The sequence below is a fragment of the Neobacillus niacini genome, from assembly GCF_031456445.1.
Taxonomy (GTDB): Bacteria; Bacillota; Bacilli; order Bacillales; family Cytobacillaceae; genus Neobacillus; species Neobacillus niacini_I.
In genome coordinates this window covers 49563-66562 of the sequence record NZ_JAVDUQ010000014.1, presented here as the reverse complement: position 1 = coordinate 66562, position 17000 = coordinate 49563, and the positions used below count along the sequence as shown (strand labels likewise).

The following is a 17000-nucleotide window of genomic DNA, read 5'->3' as shown; positions in this document are numbered from 1 at the left end:
TAATTTTCTATATCTAATTGGCTGTCTCTAATCCCCAACGGCGAATGACATTTTTTTCAACCCGTTGAAAAAAGACAATATCTACTATGCTGCCAATAATTCCAATAATAATCATAATTCCAATCACCATGCTCATGTTGCCGAAATCAGAAGCATACTTAAGGGTATACCCTAATCCAGGTCCAGTGCTCAGGATTTCCCCAGCCATTAATGCCCGCCAGGCAAATGCCCAGCCAAGCCTGGCGCCTGTTACGGCGTAAGGGATGGACGCTGGGAAGATAACTTTTACAAAAAGATCCAATCCACCTGATCCCATCGTTTGAGCCGCTCTTATGTAGAGAGGCGGAACATTTTTGATTCCAATCCTCATATTGATGGTCATCACAAGTGTTGCGCCAAGAATGACGATAAAAATGACAGATGTTTCATTCAGGCCAAACCACATAATTGCAATCGGCAGCCAAACGATACTTGGAACACTCTGCAGTGATAAAATCAATGTGCCGAGTGTTTCGTCTGCGGTTTTATTTTTCGCTAAAAGTATGCCTAAGACGATTCCGAGGATGATGGCAATACTTAATCCAATCGCAAGCCTGCGGAAGCTGGCAAGAATATCATAGATTAGTGTTTTATCTTCAAATCCCTTCGCAAGTGCCTTAAGTACATCCGTTGGTGCTGGCATTACCGCGGCTGAAACACCCGTAATTTTTACTGTGGCCTGCCAGATGATTAATAATAATGCGAAGAAAATGATGCGTTTAATTGTTTGCTGCATAAGCTAATTCCTCTTTCACTACTTTGTCGATCTCAGTTTGTAATAATCCTAGAATTTTTTCCTCTAATTTTGCAGCCATTTGCGGGTGATTTCCTCTTGGACGTGGAATTCTAACTGCAATATCCTCTAGTACTACCCCTGGTCTCGTGCCCATGACAATGATGCGGTCTGATAGTTTGATAGATTCACTGATACTATGAGTGACAAAAAGAATCGTTTTCTTTGTTTCCAGCCAAATTTTTTCTAATTCATGATGGAGACGTGCTCTTGTCTGTTCATCAAGGGCCCCAAACGGTTCATCCATTAACAATACGGCTGGATTCATGGAAAGTGCTCGGGCAATTGCCACACGCTGCTGCATCCCGCCTGAGAGCTCGTGTGGTGAATGTTTTGTATAATTACTTAGCTGGACCATTTTAAGAAAATGTTGGGCCACATCCCGGGCGTCTTTTTTGTTCATTTCTTTACGAAGTGGGAACATTACGTTCTCTTCTACTGTCATCCACGGGAACAAGGCAGCTTGTTGGAAGACCATTCCGCGATCTTTCCCTGGTTTCGTGATGGGCTTTCCGTTAAGTACGACTTCTCCACTCGTCGGTTTTGTTAATCCTGCAACAATGGATAATAACGTCGATTTCCCGCATCCTGAAGGTCCAAGAATCGAAACAAACTCTCCTTCTTTAATGTCAAGATTTATATTTGTAAGAACATCACTGGTCTTTTTCTGATTAATAAATTGTTTATTCATGCTGTTAATTTGTAAAAACATTTTCGTCCCCACCGCCTTAACCTATAAATCCAATTAGATTTATCGGATTTATAAATAATTATTTATTATTATAAATCCTTTACACTCAAAGTCAAGAATTTTTGAATAATTTCCCAAAAAAATAAATGTCAGGCACCATTTGAAAAATGGTGCCTGACACTCTTCGTGGACTTTTTAATTGTTTTGTCCATCTGGAGTGGACAGTTACGGATTATATGGACTAGAGTTTTTTACAGGATTGCCGGTAAACTTGATGAAGTTTTTGGACGAATAAGCCGTTTTTCCCCGGCATTGTCTGTCCTTCAAACACCGATATCGGGACGATTTCTTGGATGGAGTTGGTGACAAAGATTTCTTCTGCAGCAATCACATCTTCCGCTTGGAAGAGCCCTTCTTCAACATCCATTCCCAAACGTTTTGAAGCATGGATGATAAACTGCCGTGTAATACCGTTTAAAATTCCTGTCGCAAGCGATGGTGTATAGATCGTGTTTCCCTTTGCCCAAAAAATATTTGAAACGATTCCTTCGGCAATATGACCTTCTGCTGTTAAAAAGATGCCCTCTACGTCTGGAGCGCTCCCAAGCTCTCTTTTTGCAAGCATATTATTCATATAATGATGTGATTTTAATCGAGTCAGACCCTCTGGTGTATTTCGCTTTAGACGCAACAGGACGGCTTTCTTTTCTGCCATCTCCCCCGCTTCAGGCAGTGTTTTTGCAAAAATCAGCACATTCGGCTCTTCGTACGGTTCAACCTGCAATCCAACCTCACCAATTCCTGCCGACACATTGAAGCGGATATAAGCGTTGGAAAATCCGTTCGCATCCAGCAGAAGCTTAAGAGCATCCTTCACTTCTCCTCGCGTAAACCGTTTCACAATATTTAATACTTTGAGCCCTTCGTTTAGACGTGCTAAATGATCATCCAATAAGAAGGGATGCCCATTATAAACCCGAAACGTTTCAAAAAGTCCCATTCCATATAAATAGCCATGATCAAAAGGTGAAATGACGGCTTCTTCTTTTTTAATAATGGACCCGTTTACATATATAAACATTTGATTACCCTTTTACTGCTACTTTTCCATAATGGTGAACGAAATTTCGCAAAAGTTCCTTCCCGGCAGTGGTCATAATGGATTCTGGATGAAACTGGACTCCCTCAATTGGAAGTTCCTTGTGACGAATGGCCATAATTTCTCCTTCTGCAGTCCAGGCAGAAACCTCAAAACAATCAGGCAGACTCTCCTTTTTAACAATCAGCGAATGATAACGTGTCGCCGGAAATGGATTGGGCAAATGTTCAAAAATCGTTTTTCCATCATGAAAAATTTCAGAAGTCTTTCCATGCATGAGACGCTCTGCTTGCACTACCTCTCCGCCAAAGGCTTGGGCAATCGATTGTTGTCCCAGACAGACACCGAAAATCGGAATCTCACCCGCCAAAGCTTTGATTGCTTCTAGACTGATCCCAGCTTCATTCGGACTGCATGGACCAGGTGAAACCATCAGGAATTTTGGACGCAGTCTAGAGATTTCCTCGATTGTAGTTTCGTCATTTCGTTTAACGACTAAATCTTCGCCTAATTCTCCTAAATATTGGACTAAATTAAAGGTAAAAGAATCGTAATTATCAATCATGAAAATCATTGTTGCTCTCCTTTTCCTTCTGCCATTTCTTTTGCCCGCCAAAGCGCTGCTGCTTTTTTCAAAGACTCTTTATACTCATGCTTCGGATTGGAATCAATGACAATCCCTGCCCCGGCTTGTACATGCGCCATCCCATCTTTCACAAGCATGGTCCGGATCACGATATTGAATTCCATGTCACCAGAGAAATCAAGCCAGCCGAGTGAGCCGGTATAGATTCCCCTTTGAACGGGTTCAAGTTCTTCGATAATTTCCATTGTGCGAATCTTTGGTGCCCCGGTAATGGTTCCTCCTGGAAAAACTGCATCGATCACATCGAAGCTATTTTTATCATCCGCTAATTGTCCGCGAACATTCGAAACAATATGCATGACATGGGAGTATTTTTCAATGACCATAAATTCATTTACCTCAACCGTCCCATACGCGCAAACCCGACCGAGGTCATTTCGTTCCAAATCAACGAGCATCACATGCTCTGCCCGTTCTTTTTCATTTTCAATTAACTCATTTGCAAGCTCCTGGTCTTCAGCCTCGTTTTTCCCTCTAGACCGGGTCCCTGCAATCGGCCGGGTACTTACTTCACTACCGTTCTTTTTTACCAAAAGTTCAGGAGAACCGCTGACTATTTGAAATTCAGGTGTATGGAAATAACCCATATACGGTGATGGATTTAGAGCCCGCAATTGTTCATAGACCTCCATCGCTTCTACCTTTATCGGTTTTGATTGACGGACTGAAAGATTGACCTGGAAAACATCTCCTTGAGCGATGTAGTGTTGGATTTTTCTTACAGCGTCCATAAATTGTTGTTCATCCATTGATACTTCTAAGGATTCGGGTGGGGCCGAAACCTTTTCCGCGAATTCAACAGTTGGAACCTTTTCAAGCCAACGGCTCTCCCACAAATCTGCTCTTTCTCCCACAGATTCCCCTTGTTCATGCAAAATTAATAACCATAATTCGTTTGTGAGATGATCAAACACAAACCATTCTTTAAAAACTAAAAAGTAGATTTCTGGTAATTCAAGGTCATCTTTTGCTAGTTCAGGTAGTTTTTCAATATAGCGACCGTAGTCGTAGCTTATGTATCCAATAGCACCGCCTTGAAAATCAGGCAGCTCTGCTATTTTTTCAACGTGATATTGTCCCATCCATTCTTTTAATAAATGCAGGGGGTTACCGTTTATTATTTCTTGATGGCTTCCATCTTGAATGATGAGTTGATGGTTTTTTCCAGTAATCATTTTCTCTGGATTGAAGGCGGCAATACTGTATCGGCCGCCCCTGCCACTTTCAAGCAGGACATGATGATTGTAATCTGCCGCGATTTCACGATAATGTGAAAAAAATGCTTCTTTTGAAAAAGGAAATTTTTTACTGTATAAATGAAGTTGAACCAAAGATTGTCACTCCTATACGATTAGTCTTTTTCATCATACATGATGGTGGTTGGGTTTTCATAGGATAAATTTAATTTTAAGTAAAACAAAAAGACTGAGCCGGAAAGCACAGTCTAGTGTAATTAATAGTTTACATAATATGATTATAGATAATTTGCTTTTTAATTCAAATCCTTTAATTCTCGATAGTTACCTTTAAAGTAAATGAGTGGCTCTCCGTCCTTCACTTGTAAGTCCTGCACCTCTCCAATAAACAAAACATGGTCTCCTGCCTCAACTTCATTAATAACCGTACAAACAACAGTAGCCAAGGCATCTTTAATAACAGGTAATTCGCTAAATCGCTCAAAAATATAAGGTTCCTCATCCCTTTTTTGCCCGGCAAATCTCATCGATTCCTTCTTTTGCTCACTGGCTAAAAAGCTTACAGCAAACCTATTCGTTTCTTGCAAGTACCCCAACATTTTAGCTCTTTTATCTATTGACACAAGAATAAGCTTTGGATTTAATGACACCGAAACAAAAGCATTCGCCGTCATCCCATGGGTAGTACCCTTCACTTCTGCGGTAATCACGGTTATCCCTGTTGCAAATTTTCCCATGGCATCACGAAAAAAACGATCATCCATACGTATTCACTCCCCTATAAAAGCTGTAGTATTAATCGTATGGTTGATGTTTGATCGTAATGACAATTCATAACTCATTGTTATCATATTAAGTGGAAAATATAATTAAGCAAAAAAACGCCAGGCATAATGCCTGGCGATACTATTAATCTCTCTCCAATAATGCCTTACCAGCAATCCCTGGATGAGTCATTTCATATGGATCTAGAATTAAATCAAGCTCTTCTTCTGTTAATACATCATACTTTAAACATAAATCGCGGACAGATTTGCCTGTTAAAATCGCTTCTCTCGCAATTCTTGCTGCCACCTCATAGCCAAGATGCGGATTCACGGCGGTAATAACGCCGACACTCTTTTCCACATATTCTTTCAATCTATCTTCATTTGCCGTAATTCCTTTTAAGCAATGTTCCGTAAATACACCGAACGCATTATTCATAATACTAATCGACTGAAGCAAGTTGAATACAAGAACAGGCTCCATAACGTTCAATTCTAATTGCCCGGCTTCTGATGCCAAGCAAATCGTATGATCATTCCCAATTACTTGGAATGCAACCTGATTAATGACCTCGGCCATAACCGGGTTTACCTTTCCAGGCATAATTGATGAGCCTGGTTGACGGGCTGGCAAGCTAATCTCACCTAATCCTGCACGTGGACCTGAAGCCATTAAACGCAAATCGTTAGCGATTTTAGACATATTCATCATACATACCTTCAATGCAGCAGATACCTCTGTATATGCATCTGTATTTTGCGTTGCATCGACCAAATGTTCTGCACCAACAAGAGGTAAACCGCTGATGTCAGCAAGATGTTGGACAACATATTCAATATATTTTGGATCCGCATTTAAACCGGTTCCAACGGCAGTTGCTCCCATATTCAATTCATATAAATGCTGGCGCGACTGCTCGATGCGCTTGATATCACGCTCGATCACTCTGCCATATGCCTCGAATTCCTGACCAAGGCGAATCGGCACTGCATCCTGAAGATGAGTCCGTCCCATTTTAATAACATGCGCAAACTCCTGGGCTTTTTGTAAAAACACGCCATGCATCGTTTTCATTGTACCAAGTAATTTTTCAAGAAGATTCAATACCGAAATATGAATCGCAGTAGGAAAGGCGTCATTTGTTGATTGTGACATGTTGACATGTGTATTAGGGCTACAGTGATAATAGTCTCCCTTTTCATGTCCAAGTAATTCAATCGCCCGATTGGCAATGACTTCATTCACATTCATATTGATAGAAGTACCAGCTCCGCCTTGAATCGGATCAACTATGATTTGATCATGCCATTTCCCTTCGATCATTTCATCAGCGGCCTTCACAATCGCCTCGCCAATTCCGGAATATAAGCGGTGAACATCCATGTTTGCCATGGCAGCAGCTTTTTTTACGATCGCCATTGCTTTTATTAATTCCTCATGGATACGATAGCCTGTAATTGGGAAGTTTTCCACTGCTCTTAATGTTTGTACGCCATAATAGGCCTCAACAGGTACTTCCTTTTCCCCTAAAAAGTCTTTCTCCACTCGCATTTTTACATCATTGGTCAACATCAAATATCGCCTCTTTAATTTTTAGTAAAATTCTATTACTCTTCTTTTTCACTTTTCGTGGATAAATCCCCTGCTATAGGCGTCTCAAAAATGGACTTAATATCCTGAATAGAAGATTTCTGTCCAAGTGCCCACATGAGCTTAGGCACGATCGCCTCGGTATTCATATCCCCGGATAAAATGATATCATACTGCGCCACCTTGCGGCCAACTTCATATAATAATAAGTCCTCGCCCTCTTCCAGACATTGAGTTGTAATGACTACAGCGATACCTGCATCGGTTAGCTCTTTTACTTTTCCAAGCAAATTTCGTCCTTCAAAGGGAAGTCCGCCATTTCCGAAACTCTCAATGATAATTCCTTTATACAAACCTTTCAGGCAATCAAATATTTCAGGTTTTGTTCCAGGATATAATTTCATTAAAAAAACATCGGTGTTTATATTAGTATTCAATGCAAGTCCCGCGTCAGGTGGTACAGGTTTCCACTGATATTTTACCTCTTTTTCATTCACAAAAGCAACATAGGGAGAGTTCACACTCTCAAAGGCATCATAGCTTTTCGTGCGCATTTTTACCGCTCTCGTTCCGATGATCACTCTGCCATCAAAAACAATAAATACTCCGCCAACATCCTCTGTAGCAAATCTTAGTGCATCGGCCACATTCTTTTTGGCATCTGTCTTTTTAAAGCTAATCGGGACCTGGGACCCGGTTAATACGACAGGCTTGCGAAGTCCTTGCAGCATGTAGGACAGGGCCGCGGAAGTATAGGCAAGGGTATCCGTTCCATGTGTAATCACAAATCCGTCGTATTTTTCATATTGTTGGTATATAGCTTGAGCGATCTCAACCCAATGCTCTGGCTGCATGTTTGTACTATCAATGTTCATGAGGATCTTACATTCAATCTCGATGTTACCGGCTGATTTTGGGAAAAAATGTAATAATTCATCGGCAGATAATCCAGGAACAAGCCCTTCATTACCTTCCACTGAAGCAATCGTGCCACCTGTTGCTATTATCAAAATTTTCTTCAAAAACTTTCACCTCTTTTTAGGCAGGGTATTTATTCTGTCATGCGCGTTATGCGTATTTATACTCTAAATTATAGAATTATTTTTATATAAATCAAGTATTATTATTCAATACGCGTACTTTTTTTCTATTCTAATCTAGTAACCTATGTTATAATTTTTTCAAAAATATAAGAGATGGAGTTTGAGACGAATGTTGGAGCGATTATCGGAATTACGAAAAGAACGAAAATGGTCCCTGCAAGAAACCGCTGACCAGCTGGGAATTGCCAAAAGCACCTATGCCGGCTATGAGTCGGGTTATCGTTTGCCTTCGTTACAATCCTTGTCACAAATAGCCGATTTATTTCAGACATCGGTAGATTATATTTTAGGGAGAACTGAGGATTCATTGGCGGAACATTCAGTGATTGAAATTACCGAATTATTAGATTCCAACGAAAAAGTTTTGTCCTTGGATGGTGTGCTACTTTCAAAAGAGGAATTAGCAGATTTCGTAGCCTTTGTGCGTGTAAAACGAGGATTAAAATCATGAAGTTAAGATCCACCCATATTGTATGGGTGGATCTTTTTAGGTCCGAATATCAAAACGTTCTTTTGCAAGCTCTTTGTATTTTTTGGGATCAATGTCCTGTTTATCAACCTTACCATCGATCCATTCAGTAATAGATGAATCTGTCAAAGTCATGCTGCCTCGGTCTGTCAGCCTGGTAATTAACGGCTTTTTATTAAAAGAAGATTCCGGATGCTCAATGATAATTTTTTGTATCCCAGTTAATCCTGAATGATCGGTAATAGCGACTTTGGTATCAAAAGCATAGCCTATTTTCCAATCTTTATCTTTGTGTTTCAATTTCATGTAAAAAATATAATCCCCATGCTCAGTTTCTGTTTTCTCCACTCGGAACTCACCATTATTCGAAGTTACGACCTTTCCGGATAATGGAACAGGTTTTAAAGGGAGATTCGCACCAAATCCTGTATCTACAAGATATTGTTGCTCATTGTAAGTGATAATAGTTGCAACATGGGTTTTCCCGGTCGTGCCCCAACGCTGATGATTGTGGTCGTAAACGACACCATAAATTAATTTTGCAACAAATCCATTTTCCAGTAAAAATAAATGGAGAATGCCATTTAGTTCATAGCAAAGCCCGCCCTCGTGTTGATCGATAATTTTGTTAATCAAGTTCTCTTTCGTGATTTCTTTTGCCTGATTTGCAATGATACATAAATTTTCAAATGGAATCGTTTTGGCTGTTTTTTCGAGAACGGCTTCTAAATTATCGAATGTGATCATTTCGTTCTCCGGATAACCAATTCTTTTTCGAAATGGTAAATTCAAATTGGTCATAAATCTTCCCTCCCTCAAAATGATTGATTCAAATCATTAAAATCTCACGGATATCCTTTTCTGTTAAGGAAGACAACTTCTCTTCTCCCGTCTGGATGACATCGTCAATTAGGTGTTTCTTTTTTTCTTGAAGCTCGTTCATTTTTTCCTCAATCGTTCCATGTGCGACCAACTTAATCACCTGGACGGTGTTTTTCTGGCCCATTCGGTAAGCACGGTCAGCGGCCTGCTGTTCGACGGCAGGATTCCACCATAAATCATACAAAATCACCGTATCGGCGCCCGTTAAATTAAGACCAGTACCGCCTGCCTTCAAGGAAATCAGGAATATATCTTTTTCGCCGAGATTGAATCGGCTGCAAAGCTGCACTCGATCTGCAGAGGGGGTACTGCCGTCCAGGTAAAAATAAGAAACTCCCCTGCTTGCCAGTTCCCTGCCGATAATCCCTAGCATTTGCGTAAATTGCGAAAAAATTAGCATTCTTCTGCCTGTGCTTCGGCATTCCTCAATGATTTTCAGCAATTGCTCAAATTTTGCTGAACTTCCCTTATATCCATCAATAAACAGGGCCGGATGGCAGCATAGCTGCCGGAGCCGGGTAAGTCCGGCAAGAATTTTGATGCGATTTTTTTGAAAAGTTTCTTTGTCTAAATGTTTTAGAGTATCATGCTTCAGCTTAGCTAAATAAGCGGCATAAAGTTTTTTCTGATCTGGCAGCAGGTCGGATGAATGCATGGATTCAATTTTTTCAGGGAGTTCACCGAGCACATCTTCCTTTACCCGTCTGAGGATAAATGGCCGAACGCGCTTCGCTACTTCTTCCCGTCGTAATTCATGGAAAGCTCTTCGATTCGGAAACAACTCTGGAAATACGACATGAAAAATCGACCAGAGCTCGTCAAGCGAATTCTCGATGGGTGTTCCAGTGAGAGCGAAGCGGTGACTGGCTTGGAGCTTTTTTACCGCCTTTGCCGTTTGCGTTTCAGGATTTTTAAAGGCTTGGGCTTCATCTAAAAATAGCGTATGGAAAGCTAGTTTACTGTATAACAAAGTGTCTTTTACCAGCAGCGGGTAGGAAGTAATCACCACATCCACCTCCGCAAGGTTTTTCAACAGCCTGTCCCGAACGATTTTGCTGCCATCGACGATTTCAGCCCGAATATCTGGTGTAAATTTCTTTAATTCGTTCCACCAATTATACGTTAAAGAGGAAGGTGAAACGATCAAAACGGTCTGATTCTCCTTCCGTATCAGAGGTAAAACCGAGTGGATATAGGTAATGCTTTGCAGTGTTTTCCCGAGTCCCATATCATCTGCTAAAATTCCCCCCAAACCGTAATGGGCGAGTGTTTTTAGCCATTGATAGCCAAGTTTTTGATAATCCCGTAGAATCCTTGTGAGACTTGCCGGAATAGCAAATTGAACCCCTTCAGGATTTCGAAGATCCTCTAAAAGCTGTTTTAGAGATGAACCAATCCTTACTGAATTTTCAAAGGAGTAAAGGACGGACAAACCTTGTGTAAGCGGAAGTTCAAATTCCGTGTGAATCTCTTTCGGTTTTACACCAATCCCTTGTAAAAATCGATTCAATTCATTAAATTCCGGGCTCTCCAGCGAAAGAAAAGACCCGTCGCGAAGACGATAATATTTCCGTTTTTCCTCAAGCGAAGCTAGGATATTACGAATCTCAACTTCAGGAATTCCCTGCAATTCAAAGCGAAACGAAAGCCAATCCGTCCGTTCTCTTCGATCCACCCGAAAACGCGGCTGGGGGTTTTCTCTAAACAATCTCGCTCTAACCGCAGTTGTAGCATAGACTTGAACGAGTTTTTTTAAGGTTGGAACAATATGATACAGAAAATGATATTCCAATTCCTCATTTTGTAAAAAATAACCGCTCTCTGTTTTCGTAAAGCCGCTTTCCTCCATGATCTTTAGGATTTTTTCTTCCTGTTCGCCATTTCTCAATAACGAAGAGCCTTGTTTTTTTTCTTCAAGAGGATTGATGACCACATTGCCATAGTGGAATTCTAGACCAGCAAGCAAACGATTTTTTATTCGATCTAAATATAACTTTGCTTTCAAGGCAGTCTGATCCAATTGTTTGGATACAGCTTCACCGATTCTGACATGGCCAATTTTCATCAGGCCGGGTATCACTTGCTCAATAAACGATTCCATTTGATCTCTCGATATCGAGATTTGGTGTGTACCGGAAGCATCCAGCATTTTCTTCAGTTCACTTAAACGTGCCAATTCTTCATTTTCCAGCTTCCAAATCTGGCCTTCAAAGAGAACGAAATCGTAAAGGATGGTGATTTTATTTAAACCATTAACTTGTAATTGGAAATCTTCCTTAGGCTCAGTTTCAAATAGGAAATAAAGCGGGATGGGTCCGCTTGATAAGTGAATCTTTTCAAAAATTTTCCCCTGATGCTCCAATTTTACCAAGGGAGCATTTAAAAGTATTGGTAAAAGCCTCTCCCATTCACGGGCCGGGATTAAAATATATTCATCTCTGAGGCTGGCTTTGTCCTTTGTTCGAATTAATTCTTGAAGAACAGCATCCGTTTCTTTTTGAAAAAAATAGATCTTAGGATCGTAATTTTGATAAGCTTCCCGCCGTTCAACGCTGTCCAAAAAATCGATTATTTTAAAAGATTTGGAATTGCTTCGAATCATAAGCCCGAACATGTATTCAGTGTTGTCAATCGGGATGGGTTTGCACAAAAATTCTACTGTAAATAACTGTCTATCTTCAATAATATGCTCCCCGGTACTTGGCCGGATAGTTCCCTCCTGAAATAATCCCAAGATCCCTTTTGTTAAATCCAAATGATTTTGCTGCCTTTCTAGGATATTAACCAATACGGCCGCCACGTGGTGACAGGGCTTTTGATAGGAAGCTAACTTTGGACATGTGCAGGCTGTTTCAATTTGCCCATGTTGATTTTTAATCGTAATTTGGAATTCATTTGTGGCATGAACGGTGGCATGGCAGATTTCGTTATCGGGTGAATATTCCGTCAGGTCCACTTTTTTGCGTCTCGATAATTCTTCGCCTTTTTTATAGGAATGCTCTCCGCATAATTGTTTAATCATCTTTTGGTTTAACGTTACATTCATTGCTGTTTTCCTTCCTAAACTGTGGATCCCGGTTTCTTCTCATATAGTGTAACCCTAGAGGGTCAATCGATTACCTATGTCAATTATACATTTCTTTGTAAAATTCCCCCAAGTTTTTTACCAATGATTTTTATCTCTGAAGTTTTTTTGGGAGGGAACATTATTGGATGAAGGACATCCATTGGAGGTTGATCTATGTTCTATAAGAAAACGTTCTTAACTTGTTTGTTATCCATCCTTCTTTTGTCCTATGCCCCGTTTGCCAGCGCTACCCCTCCGGAAAATGAACTGAACCAATATTTGACGGAAATTGGCTGGACGAAACAGGAATTGTTGGACTACCTGGATTATTATGAAATCCCGTTAGAGGATTTCAATTCAGTTGAGGAATTAAAAAGTGTTCTGGGAACACCAATTAATTCAAAAAATTTACAAGATTTACTGACAAAATATAATATGACACAAGGTGAACTAAACGCGCTTTTGGATCATTTTGGTGATTCTTTAAATGACTATAAGTTCATCGAGGATTTAGATGCCTCGGTGGGCTTTTATACAAACCATGATAAATATATGGCTGGCATTGAAGATGAATTGCAAAAAATCGGTATTACTGAACAAGAGGTTGAAAATTTCTTTACGTATTTATCGCAGGTGGAGGAAAATAACAAAGATTCTCTAGATCAAATGGAATCCTTGGATTACCGGCTGGAGCAATTTATGAATACGACGGACCCAAGTGCAGAGCTTACGGACGAGCAATTAAATGAATTAACCGATATTTTAACTACTGCCTTTGATCTTTACGGGATTCAAGTAAAGCTTAAGAATAATAATAAGGACATTACGTTAAACGATCTTCTGAAAATGTCAGAACCTCCTGGCAACCTTTATACGGGGATCTATACAAAAACAGGAGCACCATTAATTGATTTCACCCTGCCGGCCGGATTTTTCGAAGGTCTTATGGCAGGTTATGAAGAAATGCTCCATTTAGGCGAGCTTTCTGATGAGTTTGTGGATTACTTGCATCAAGATAAATATAATAATTCAAGACGGTATAAATAATTCTTAAGGCTGTCCTTTTTGGAACAGCCTTTTTTATTTTAAATTAGATTTGCAAATTATATGGTTTAATCCGCAAATAAATTGCCTTGATTCGCAAATAAAATTATTCGATCCGCAAATAAAACATATTTTTATGATTTTGAACGCCTAAATTCCAAGTGGAAAAATTTTTATCAGCGAAATTATGAGGTTTATCAGTGAATCGGGACTGTTTATCAGCGAATTCAGTCGATTTATCAGCGAATCCCAATTTCGCCCAAAAAACTCAGGATCTTCTCCACATCCATTTCGGTGCCCACCAATTGGCAGGACCAAGCAGTTTCATCAGTGCGGGAACGACAATGATCCGAATTAACGTCGCATCAATAAAAATGGCGCAAAATAAGCCGACCCCGAGTGCCTTGGTAATTTCAATATTGGTAAAAATAAACGAACCGACCACGACCATTAATATCAAAGCCGCACTGCTAATGAGGCTGCCTGTTTTTTGCAATCCTACCGCCGTACTTCGATTATTATCCCCTGTCTGATCATATTCTTCCTTAATTCTTGAGATTAGGAAAACTTCATAATCCATTGAAATTCCAAAAACGATACAAAAAATTGTCACGGGCATAATAATACTGACATAGCCAGTCGAGGTAATCCGTAAATCGTCCGCAAGCCAGCCATATTGAAAAATAATCACCACAATCCCGAGACTAGCCCCAAGGCTAAGAATGTTCATGACGACAGCTTTAAGCGGAATCAAAACAGATTTAAAAGCATAGAGCAAAATAAGGTAGGTGACAGCAATGATAAACCACATCAGATAGGGAAGTCCGCTAAAAATCCGGTCAAGCATGTCCACCCGTAAAGCCGTTTGCCCGGTCACAAAATGCTCCGCCTGATTAATTTTTACCTTCCGCATTCTTTTAACAAGGTCAGCAGCTACTGCTGTCCCCGGATCTGACTTCGGAACAATCTTTAGGAGAGTGTAATTCCCTTTCACTAGCTTTTCTTTTTCCATTTGCTCTTTTGTTGCCGCCAAACTCAGAAGAATAGATGTTTCTTTCGGAGAATGCTTCCCCAGGGCATCGATAAAGCTGCTAACCTCCATGACTCCGGGAGTTCGGCGAATTTTGTTTTCGTAGGACTGAATCATTCGAATCGTGGATTCATCCTCTACCTTATCTTTCGTTTTTAAAACAATGAAAATCGGATTGGATTTGCGTTTGTCATAGTTATTTTTCAGAATTTCGGAGCCCATTCGCGACTCGAATGAAGGCGGAAGGACATCTGCAGTCGGTACGCCAATCCGCATACGGGTAATTGGCAGCATTAGCGATAGCAATAAGGTGCTAATGATAATAGCCAGGACCGCCGGCCGTTTCATGACAGCATTGGCGATTCGCTCCCATACCGTAGAGCTTTCCCATTTCTTTTGTGTTCTCGGAAACACTTTTAGCGAATTAATATGACGGCCAAAAATGCCGAGCAGCGCCGGCAAAAGGGTGCAGGAAAGTGTTACCGCTGAGAAAACAACCAAGACACCTCCCAGGCAGAGCGAATAAATAATCGGTAACTTGATAAACAACATCCCGAACATGCCAATCAATACAGCGAATCCGGAAAAGAACACCGACTTCCCTGCTGTCTGCGCAGCCATTGCGACGGCATTGGGTACTTCATTGCCAAGCCTTAACTCCTCACGGAAGCGGCTGACGAGAAACAGTGCATAGTCAACGCCAATCGCAAGCCCAAGCATCATGACAATATTGGGCAAAAAATTAGAAAGGGAATAGAAATCCGAAAGAAAATAAGTCATTCCAAGTGTTAAAGAAACGCTCATCATTCCGATGATAAGCGGTATCAGGGCTGCCCATACCGTTCCAAAAATAAACAGCAGGACAAGCAATGCGACCGGAAGCCCAATCATTTCTGAATGATGCATGTCCTGTTTGGTTGCCCGCTGGATATCGTAAAGTGTTGCGGTGTCCCCATCGACATAGGTTTTCATGCCCGGCGGTTTGACGATCAGCTTTCTGATTTCGGGAAAATGATTGAGAGCATCCGAACTTTTTAGATTTAATTCTACTACTACCAATTGAATACCCTTCTCATAATGAAGGCGCGATGTCTGATTCAATTGAATTCTTTCCACATAGTCTTTCTTTTTTAAAGGATTTAAAGATTGTAAAATGGCATTTTTCTGTTTTTCACTTGTTAAATCTAAGTTTTTACTCGAATAAACAATATGAATGGAGGATGGAGCCGTACCCAATTTCTTTTGCATAAGCGAGAAACCGCGGTCCGACTCACTCCCTCTTGGCGTTAACCCGCTGTCTTTTAGACGGTCGGGCAGTTTTTGGGCGTACGCGGCAGAAACAATAAACAATAAAATCCAAAAGGCCGCAACGAACCAGCGGAATTGGTATATTTTCAAACCCCAATACCAAAACCATCCCTTTTTCTCTGATTCTTTCATATGTGCCTCTTTTCCTAGCTTTGTTTTATAGAAATAGGATGGCACATTGTTGGGGTTTTTATGAAAACCGAGGGTTGCTCTTCGGAAATTTTAAAGGCATGTTACCAATGATATTCCCCGGCTTTATGCATATCAGATTTATAAAAATAGGCAGGATGGTAACTTTGGACAAATTTTCCTGTGTTTAGATTAATAAATCCTGATCCATAAGTAGGATCCTCTACCTGCCATTTGCCATTCAGTTTAATTTCATTCCAGGCATGATTTTCACCGTAGACCACTTTTGCGTCGATGCCAGCCGCCCGGTGAAGTGCAGCATTTAAATCTGCATAGCCGGAACATAATACAACACGAGTTTTATAGGTTTGTAAGGCAGAATAGATCGGCGGGTTTGACGCATTTACCAACGGTGCATTATAAGCAACATGGGTCGCTACCCACTTGAAAATGACCTGTGATTTTTCCGTATTGGTGTGCTTTCCTGCGGTTATATTTTCGGCAAGTGTCTTTAGTGCTGGGTTATTGCTTTGCACCATAAAGCTTGGCAGCAAGTAGGGATCACCATCGGTTAAATGATATTTTGCATATCCTAATACTTTATTGGGATCATCTTTTTTGCCGTTGTAATATTCATCAAGATTCACAACCACGTCACCAACAGAATAGGCAAGCGGATATTCATAATGAAAATGTTGATTATCGGAAAACGGCACTTTTACGGTAGTTTTTTTATTGGCTCTCGGCTCATCAATGTATAAAATGACACCATCGGCTTTGTAATATTTTCCATAGGGTGTCGCTTTCCCTGTTACATCTAATTTTCCATTTTTTATCGTGACCCAATAGGTTTGAATTTTTGTCGGGGTATATTTTTTATCATATGTGGCTGGAATGGAAGATACCTTTGTCTGTTTGCTTTGACTCGTGATCGTATCTTCCACTTTCTTTTCCACATGCTCAACCTGAGAACCAGAAAAAAATCCCTGAATCTGCGCCAAAAACGGAAGCTCCCCGTGCTTAAACAAAAAAAACAATGAACCAACCACCAAAACAAAAGTCAAAAACCTCCTCATCCGCCAACACCTCCACCAACTTTTACAAAGACTATACACGGCAAAGATGAAAAATTCATTAAAAAATGCA

At 40.5% G+C, this 17000-nt stretch carries 14 protein-coding genes; 2 read left to right on the top strand and 12 right to left on the bottom strand.

Features of this window, described 5'->3' with window-relative positions; all coding sequences use genetic code 11:
* Nucleotides 1-13: 13 nt before the first annotated feature.
* The 8 genes from J2Y67_RS13430 to J2Y67_RS13395 all read right to left on the bottom strand — a co-directional run bounded on the left by J2Y67_RS13430 (nt 14) and on the right by J2Y67_RS13395 (nt 7844).
* Nucleotides 14-775, bottom strand: a complete 762-nt coding sequence (locus tag J2Y67_RS13430) for an ABC transporter permease (RefSeq protein ID WP_310174805.1) — start codon at nt 773-775, stop codon at nt 14-16.
* On the bottom strand, nt 759-1544 hold the full coding sequence (locus tag J2Y67_RS13425) for an ABC transporter ATP-binding protein (protein WP_310174803.1): 786 nt from the start codon (nt 1542-1544) through the stop codon (nt 759-761). Before J2Y67_RS13425 ends, J2Y67_RS13430 begins: the two co-directional genes overlap by 17 nt.
* Before the next feature lie 220 nt (nt 1545-1764).
* Nucleotides 1765-2604: an aminodeoxychorismate lyase gene (gene pabC / locus J2Y67_RS13420; protein ID WP_310174801.1), complete on the bottom strand. Its 840-nt coding sequence runs from the start codon at nt 2602-2604 to the stop codon at nt 1765-1767.
* A gap of 4 nt (nt 2605-2608) precedes the next feature.
* Nucleotides 2609-3196, bottom strand: coding sequence for an aminodeoxychorismate/anthranilate synthase component II (gene pabA / locus J2Y67_RS13415; protein WP_310174799.1), 588 nt, complete (start codon nt 3194-3196; stop codon nt 2609-2611).
* Nucleotides 3193-4599: an aminodeoxychorismate synthase, component I gene (pabB, locus tag J2Y67_RS13410; protein WP_310174797.1), complete on the bottom strand. Its 1407-nt coding sequence runs from the start codon at nt 4597-4599 to the stop codon at nt 3193-3195. The genes pabA and pabB overlap by 4 nt, the downstream gene beginning before the upstream one ends.
* Nucleotides 4600-4760: 161 nt before the next feature.
* Complete coding sequence (locus J2Y67_RS13405) at nt 4761-5228, bottom strand: flavin reductase family protein (RefSeq protein WP_310174796.1); 468 nt, start codon at nt 5226-5228, stop codon at nt 4761-4763.
* 145 nt (nt 5229-5373) lie between these two features.
* Nucleotides 5374-6804, bottom strand: coding sequence for an aspartate ammonia-lyase (gene aspA, locus J2Y67_RS13400; protein WP_310174793.1), 1431 nt, complete (start codon nt 6802-6804; stop codon nt 5374-5376).
* Between the two features lie 35 nt (nt 6805-6839).
* Nucleotides 6840-7844 (bottom strand): asparaginase, encoded by a 1005-nt coding sequence (locus tag J2Y67_RS13395; protein ID WP_310174791.1) that lies wholly within the window; start codon nt 7842-7844, stop codon nt 6840-6842.
* Nucleotides 7845-8034: 190 nt separating this feature from the next.
* Here J2Y67_RS13395 and J2Y67_RS13390 point away from each other — a divergent pair, with 190 nt between their 5' ends.
* Complete coding sequence (locus tag J2Y67_RS13390; RefSeq protein WP_310174789.1) at nt 8035-8376, top strand: helix-turn-helix domain-containing protein; 342 nt, start codon at nt 8035-8037, stop codon at nt 8374-8376.
* Nucleotides 8377-8412: 36 nt separating this feature from the next.
* Here the strand turns inward: J2Y67_RS13390 and J2Y67_RS13385 are convergent, their stop codons facing one another.
* Complete coding sequence (locus tag J2Y67_RS13385; RefSeq protein WP_310174787.1) at nt 8413-9195, bottom strand: arylamine N-acetyltransferase family protein; 783 nt, start codon at nt 9193-9195, stop codon at nt 8413-8415.
* Nucleotides 9196-9223: 28 nt separating this feature from the next.
* Nucleotides 9224-12322, bottom strand: coding sequence for a DEAD/DEAH box helicase (locus tag J2Y67_RS13380; protein WP_310174785.1), 3099 nt, complete (start codon nt 12320-12322; stop codon nt 9224-9226).
* 195 nt (nt 12323-12517) lie between these two features.
* Between J2Y67_RS13380 and J2Y67_RS13375 the strand changes: the two genes are divergently transcribed.
* On the top strand, nt 12518-13390 hold the full coding sequence (locus tag J2Y67_RS13375; protein ID WP_310174783.1) for a processed acidic surface protein: 873 nt from the start codon (nt 12518-12520) through the stop codon (nt 13388-13390).
* Nucleotides 13391-13655: 265 nt separating this feature from the next.
* Here J2Y67_RS13375 and J2Y67_RS13370 read toward each other — a convergent pair whose 3' ends face one another.
* Both J2Y67_RS13370 and J2Y67_RS13365 read right to left on the bottom strand, forming a co-directional pair.
* Nucleotides 13656-15857 (bottom strand): MMPL family transporter, encoded by a 2202-nt coding sequence (locus tag J2Y67_RS13370; RefSeq protein ID WP_310174781.1) that lies wholly within the window; start codon nt 15855-15857, stop codon nt 13656-13658.
* Nucleotides 15858-15958: 101 nt separating this feature from the next.
* Nucleotides 15959-16930 carry a transglutaminase domain-containing protein gene (locus tag J2Y67_RS13365; RefSeq protein ID WP_310174779.1) on the bottom strand — a complete coding sequence of 324 codons (972 nt, stop codon included), beginning with the start codon at nt 16928-16930 and terminating at the stop codon, nt 15959-15961.
* Between the last annotated feature and the right edge of the window lie 70 nt (nt 16931-17000).

What these genes read in the sequence shown, in the direction of transcription:
- J2Y67_RS13390 (WP_310174789.1), top strand. Translation starts at nt 8,035, where the DNA reads ATGTTGGAGCGATTATCGGAATTACGAAAAGAACGAAAATGGTCCCTG.
- J2Y67_RS13405 (WP_310174796.1), bottom strand. Translation starts at nt 5,228, where the DNA reads ATGGATGATCGTTTTTTTCGTGATGCCATGGGAAAATTTGCAACAGGG.
- J2Y67_RS13425 (WP_310174803.1), bottom strand. Translation starts at nt 1,544, where the DNA reads ATGTTTTTACAAATTAACAGCATGAATAAACAATTTATTAATCAGAAA.
- pabA (WP_310174799.1), bottom strand. Translation starts at nt 3,196, where the DNA reads ATGATTTTCATGATTGATAATTACGATTCTTTTACCTTTAATTTAGTC.
- J2Y67_RS13370 (WP_310174781.1), bottom strand. Translation starts at nt 15,857, where the DNA reads ATGAAAGAATCAGAGAAAAAGGGATGGTTTTGGTATTGGGGTTTGAAA.
- J2Y67_RS13365 (WP_310174779.1), bottom strand. Translation starts at nt 16,930, where the DNA reads ATGAGGAGGTTTTTGACTTTTGTTTTGGTGGTTGGTTCATTGTTTTTT.
- J2Y67_RS13385 (WP_310174787.1), bottom strand. Translation starts at nt 9,195, where the DNA reads ATGACCAATTTGAATTTACCATTTCGAAAAAGAATTGGTTATCCGGAG.
- J2Y67_RS13430 (WP_310174805.1), bottom strand. Translation starts at nt 775, where the DNA reads ATGCAGCAAACAATTAAACGCATCATTTTCTTCGCATTATTATTAATC.
- J2Y67_RS13375 (WP_310174783.1), top strand. Translation starts at nt 12,518, where the DNA reads ATGTTCTATAAGAAAACGTTCTTAACTTGTTTGTTATCCATCCTTCTT.
- pabC (WP_310174801.1), bottom strand. Translation starts at nt 2,604, where the DNA reads ATGTTTATATATGTAAACGGGTCCATTATTAAAAAAGAAGAAGCCGTC.
- aspA (WP_310174793.1), bottom strand. Translation starts at nt 6,804, where the DNA reads ATGTTGACCAATGATGTAAAAATGCGAGTGGAGAAAGACTTTTTAGGG.
- J2Y67_RS13380 (WP_310174785.1), bottom strand. Translation starts at nt 12,322, where the DNA reads ATGAATGTAACGTTAAACCAAAAGATGATTAAACAATTATGCGGAGAG.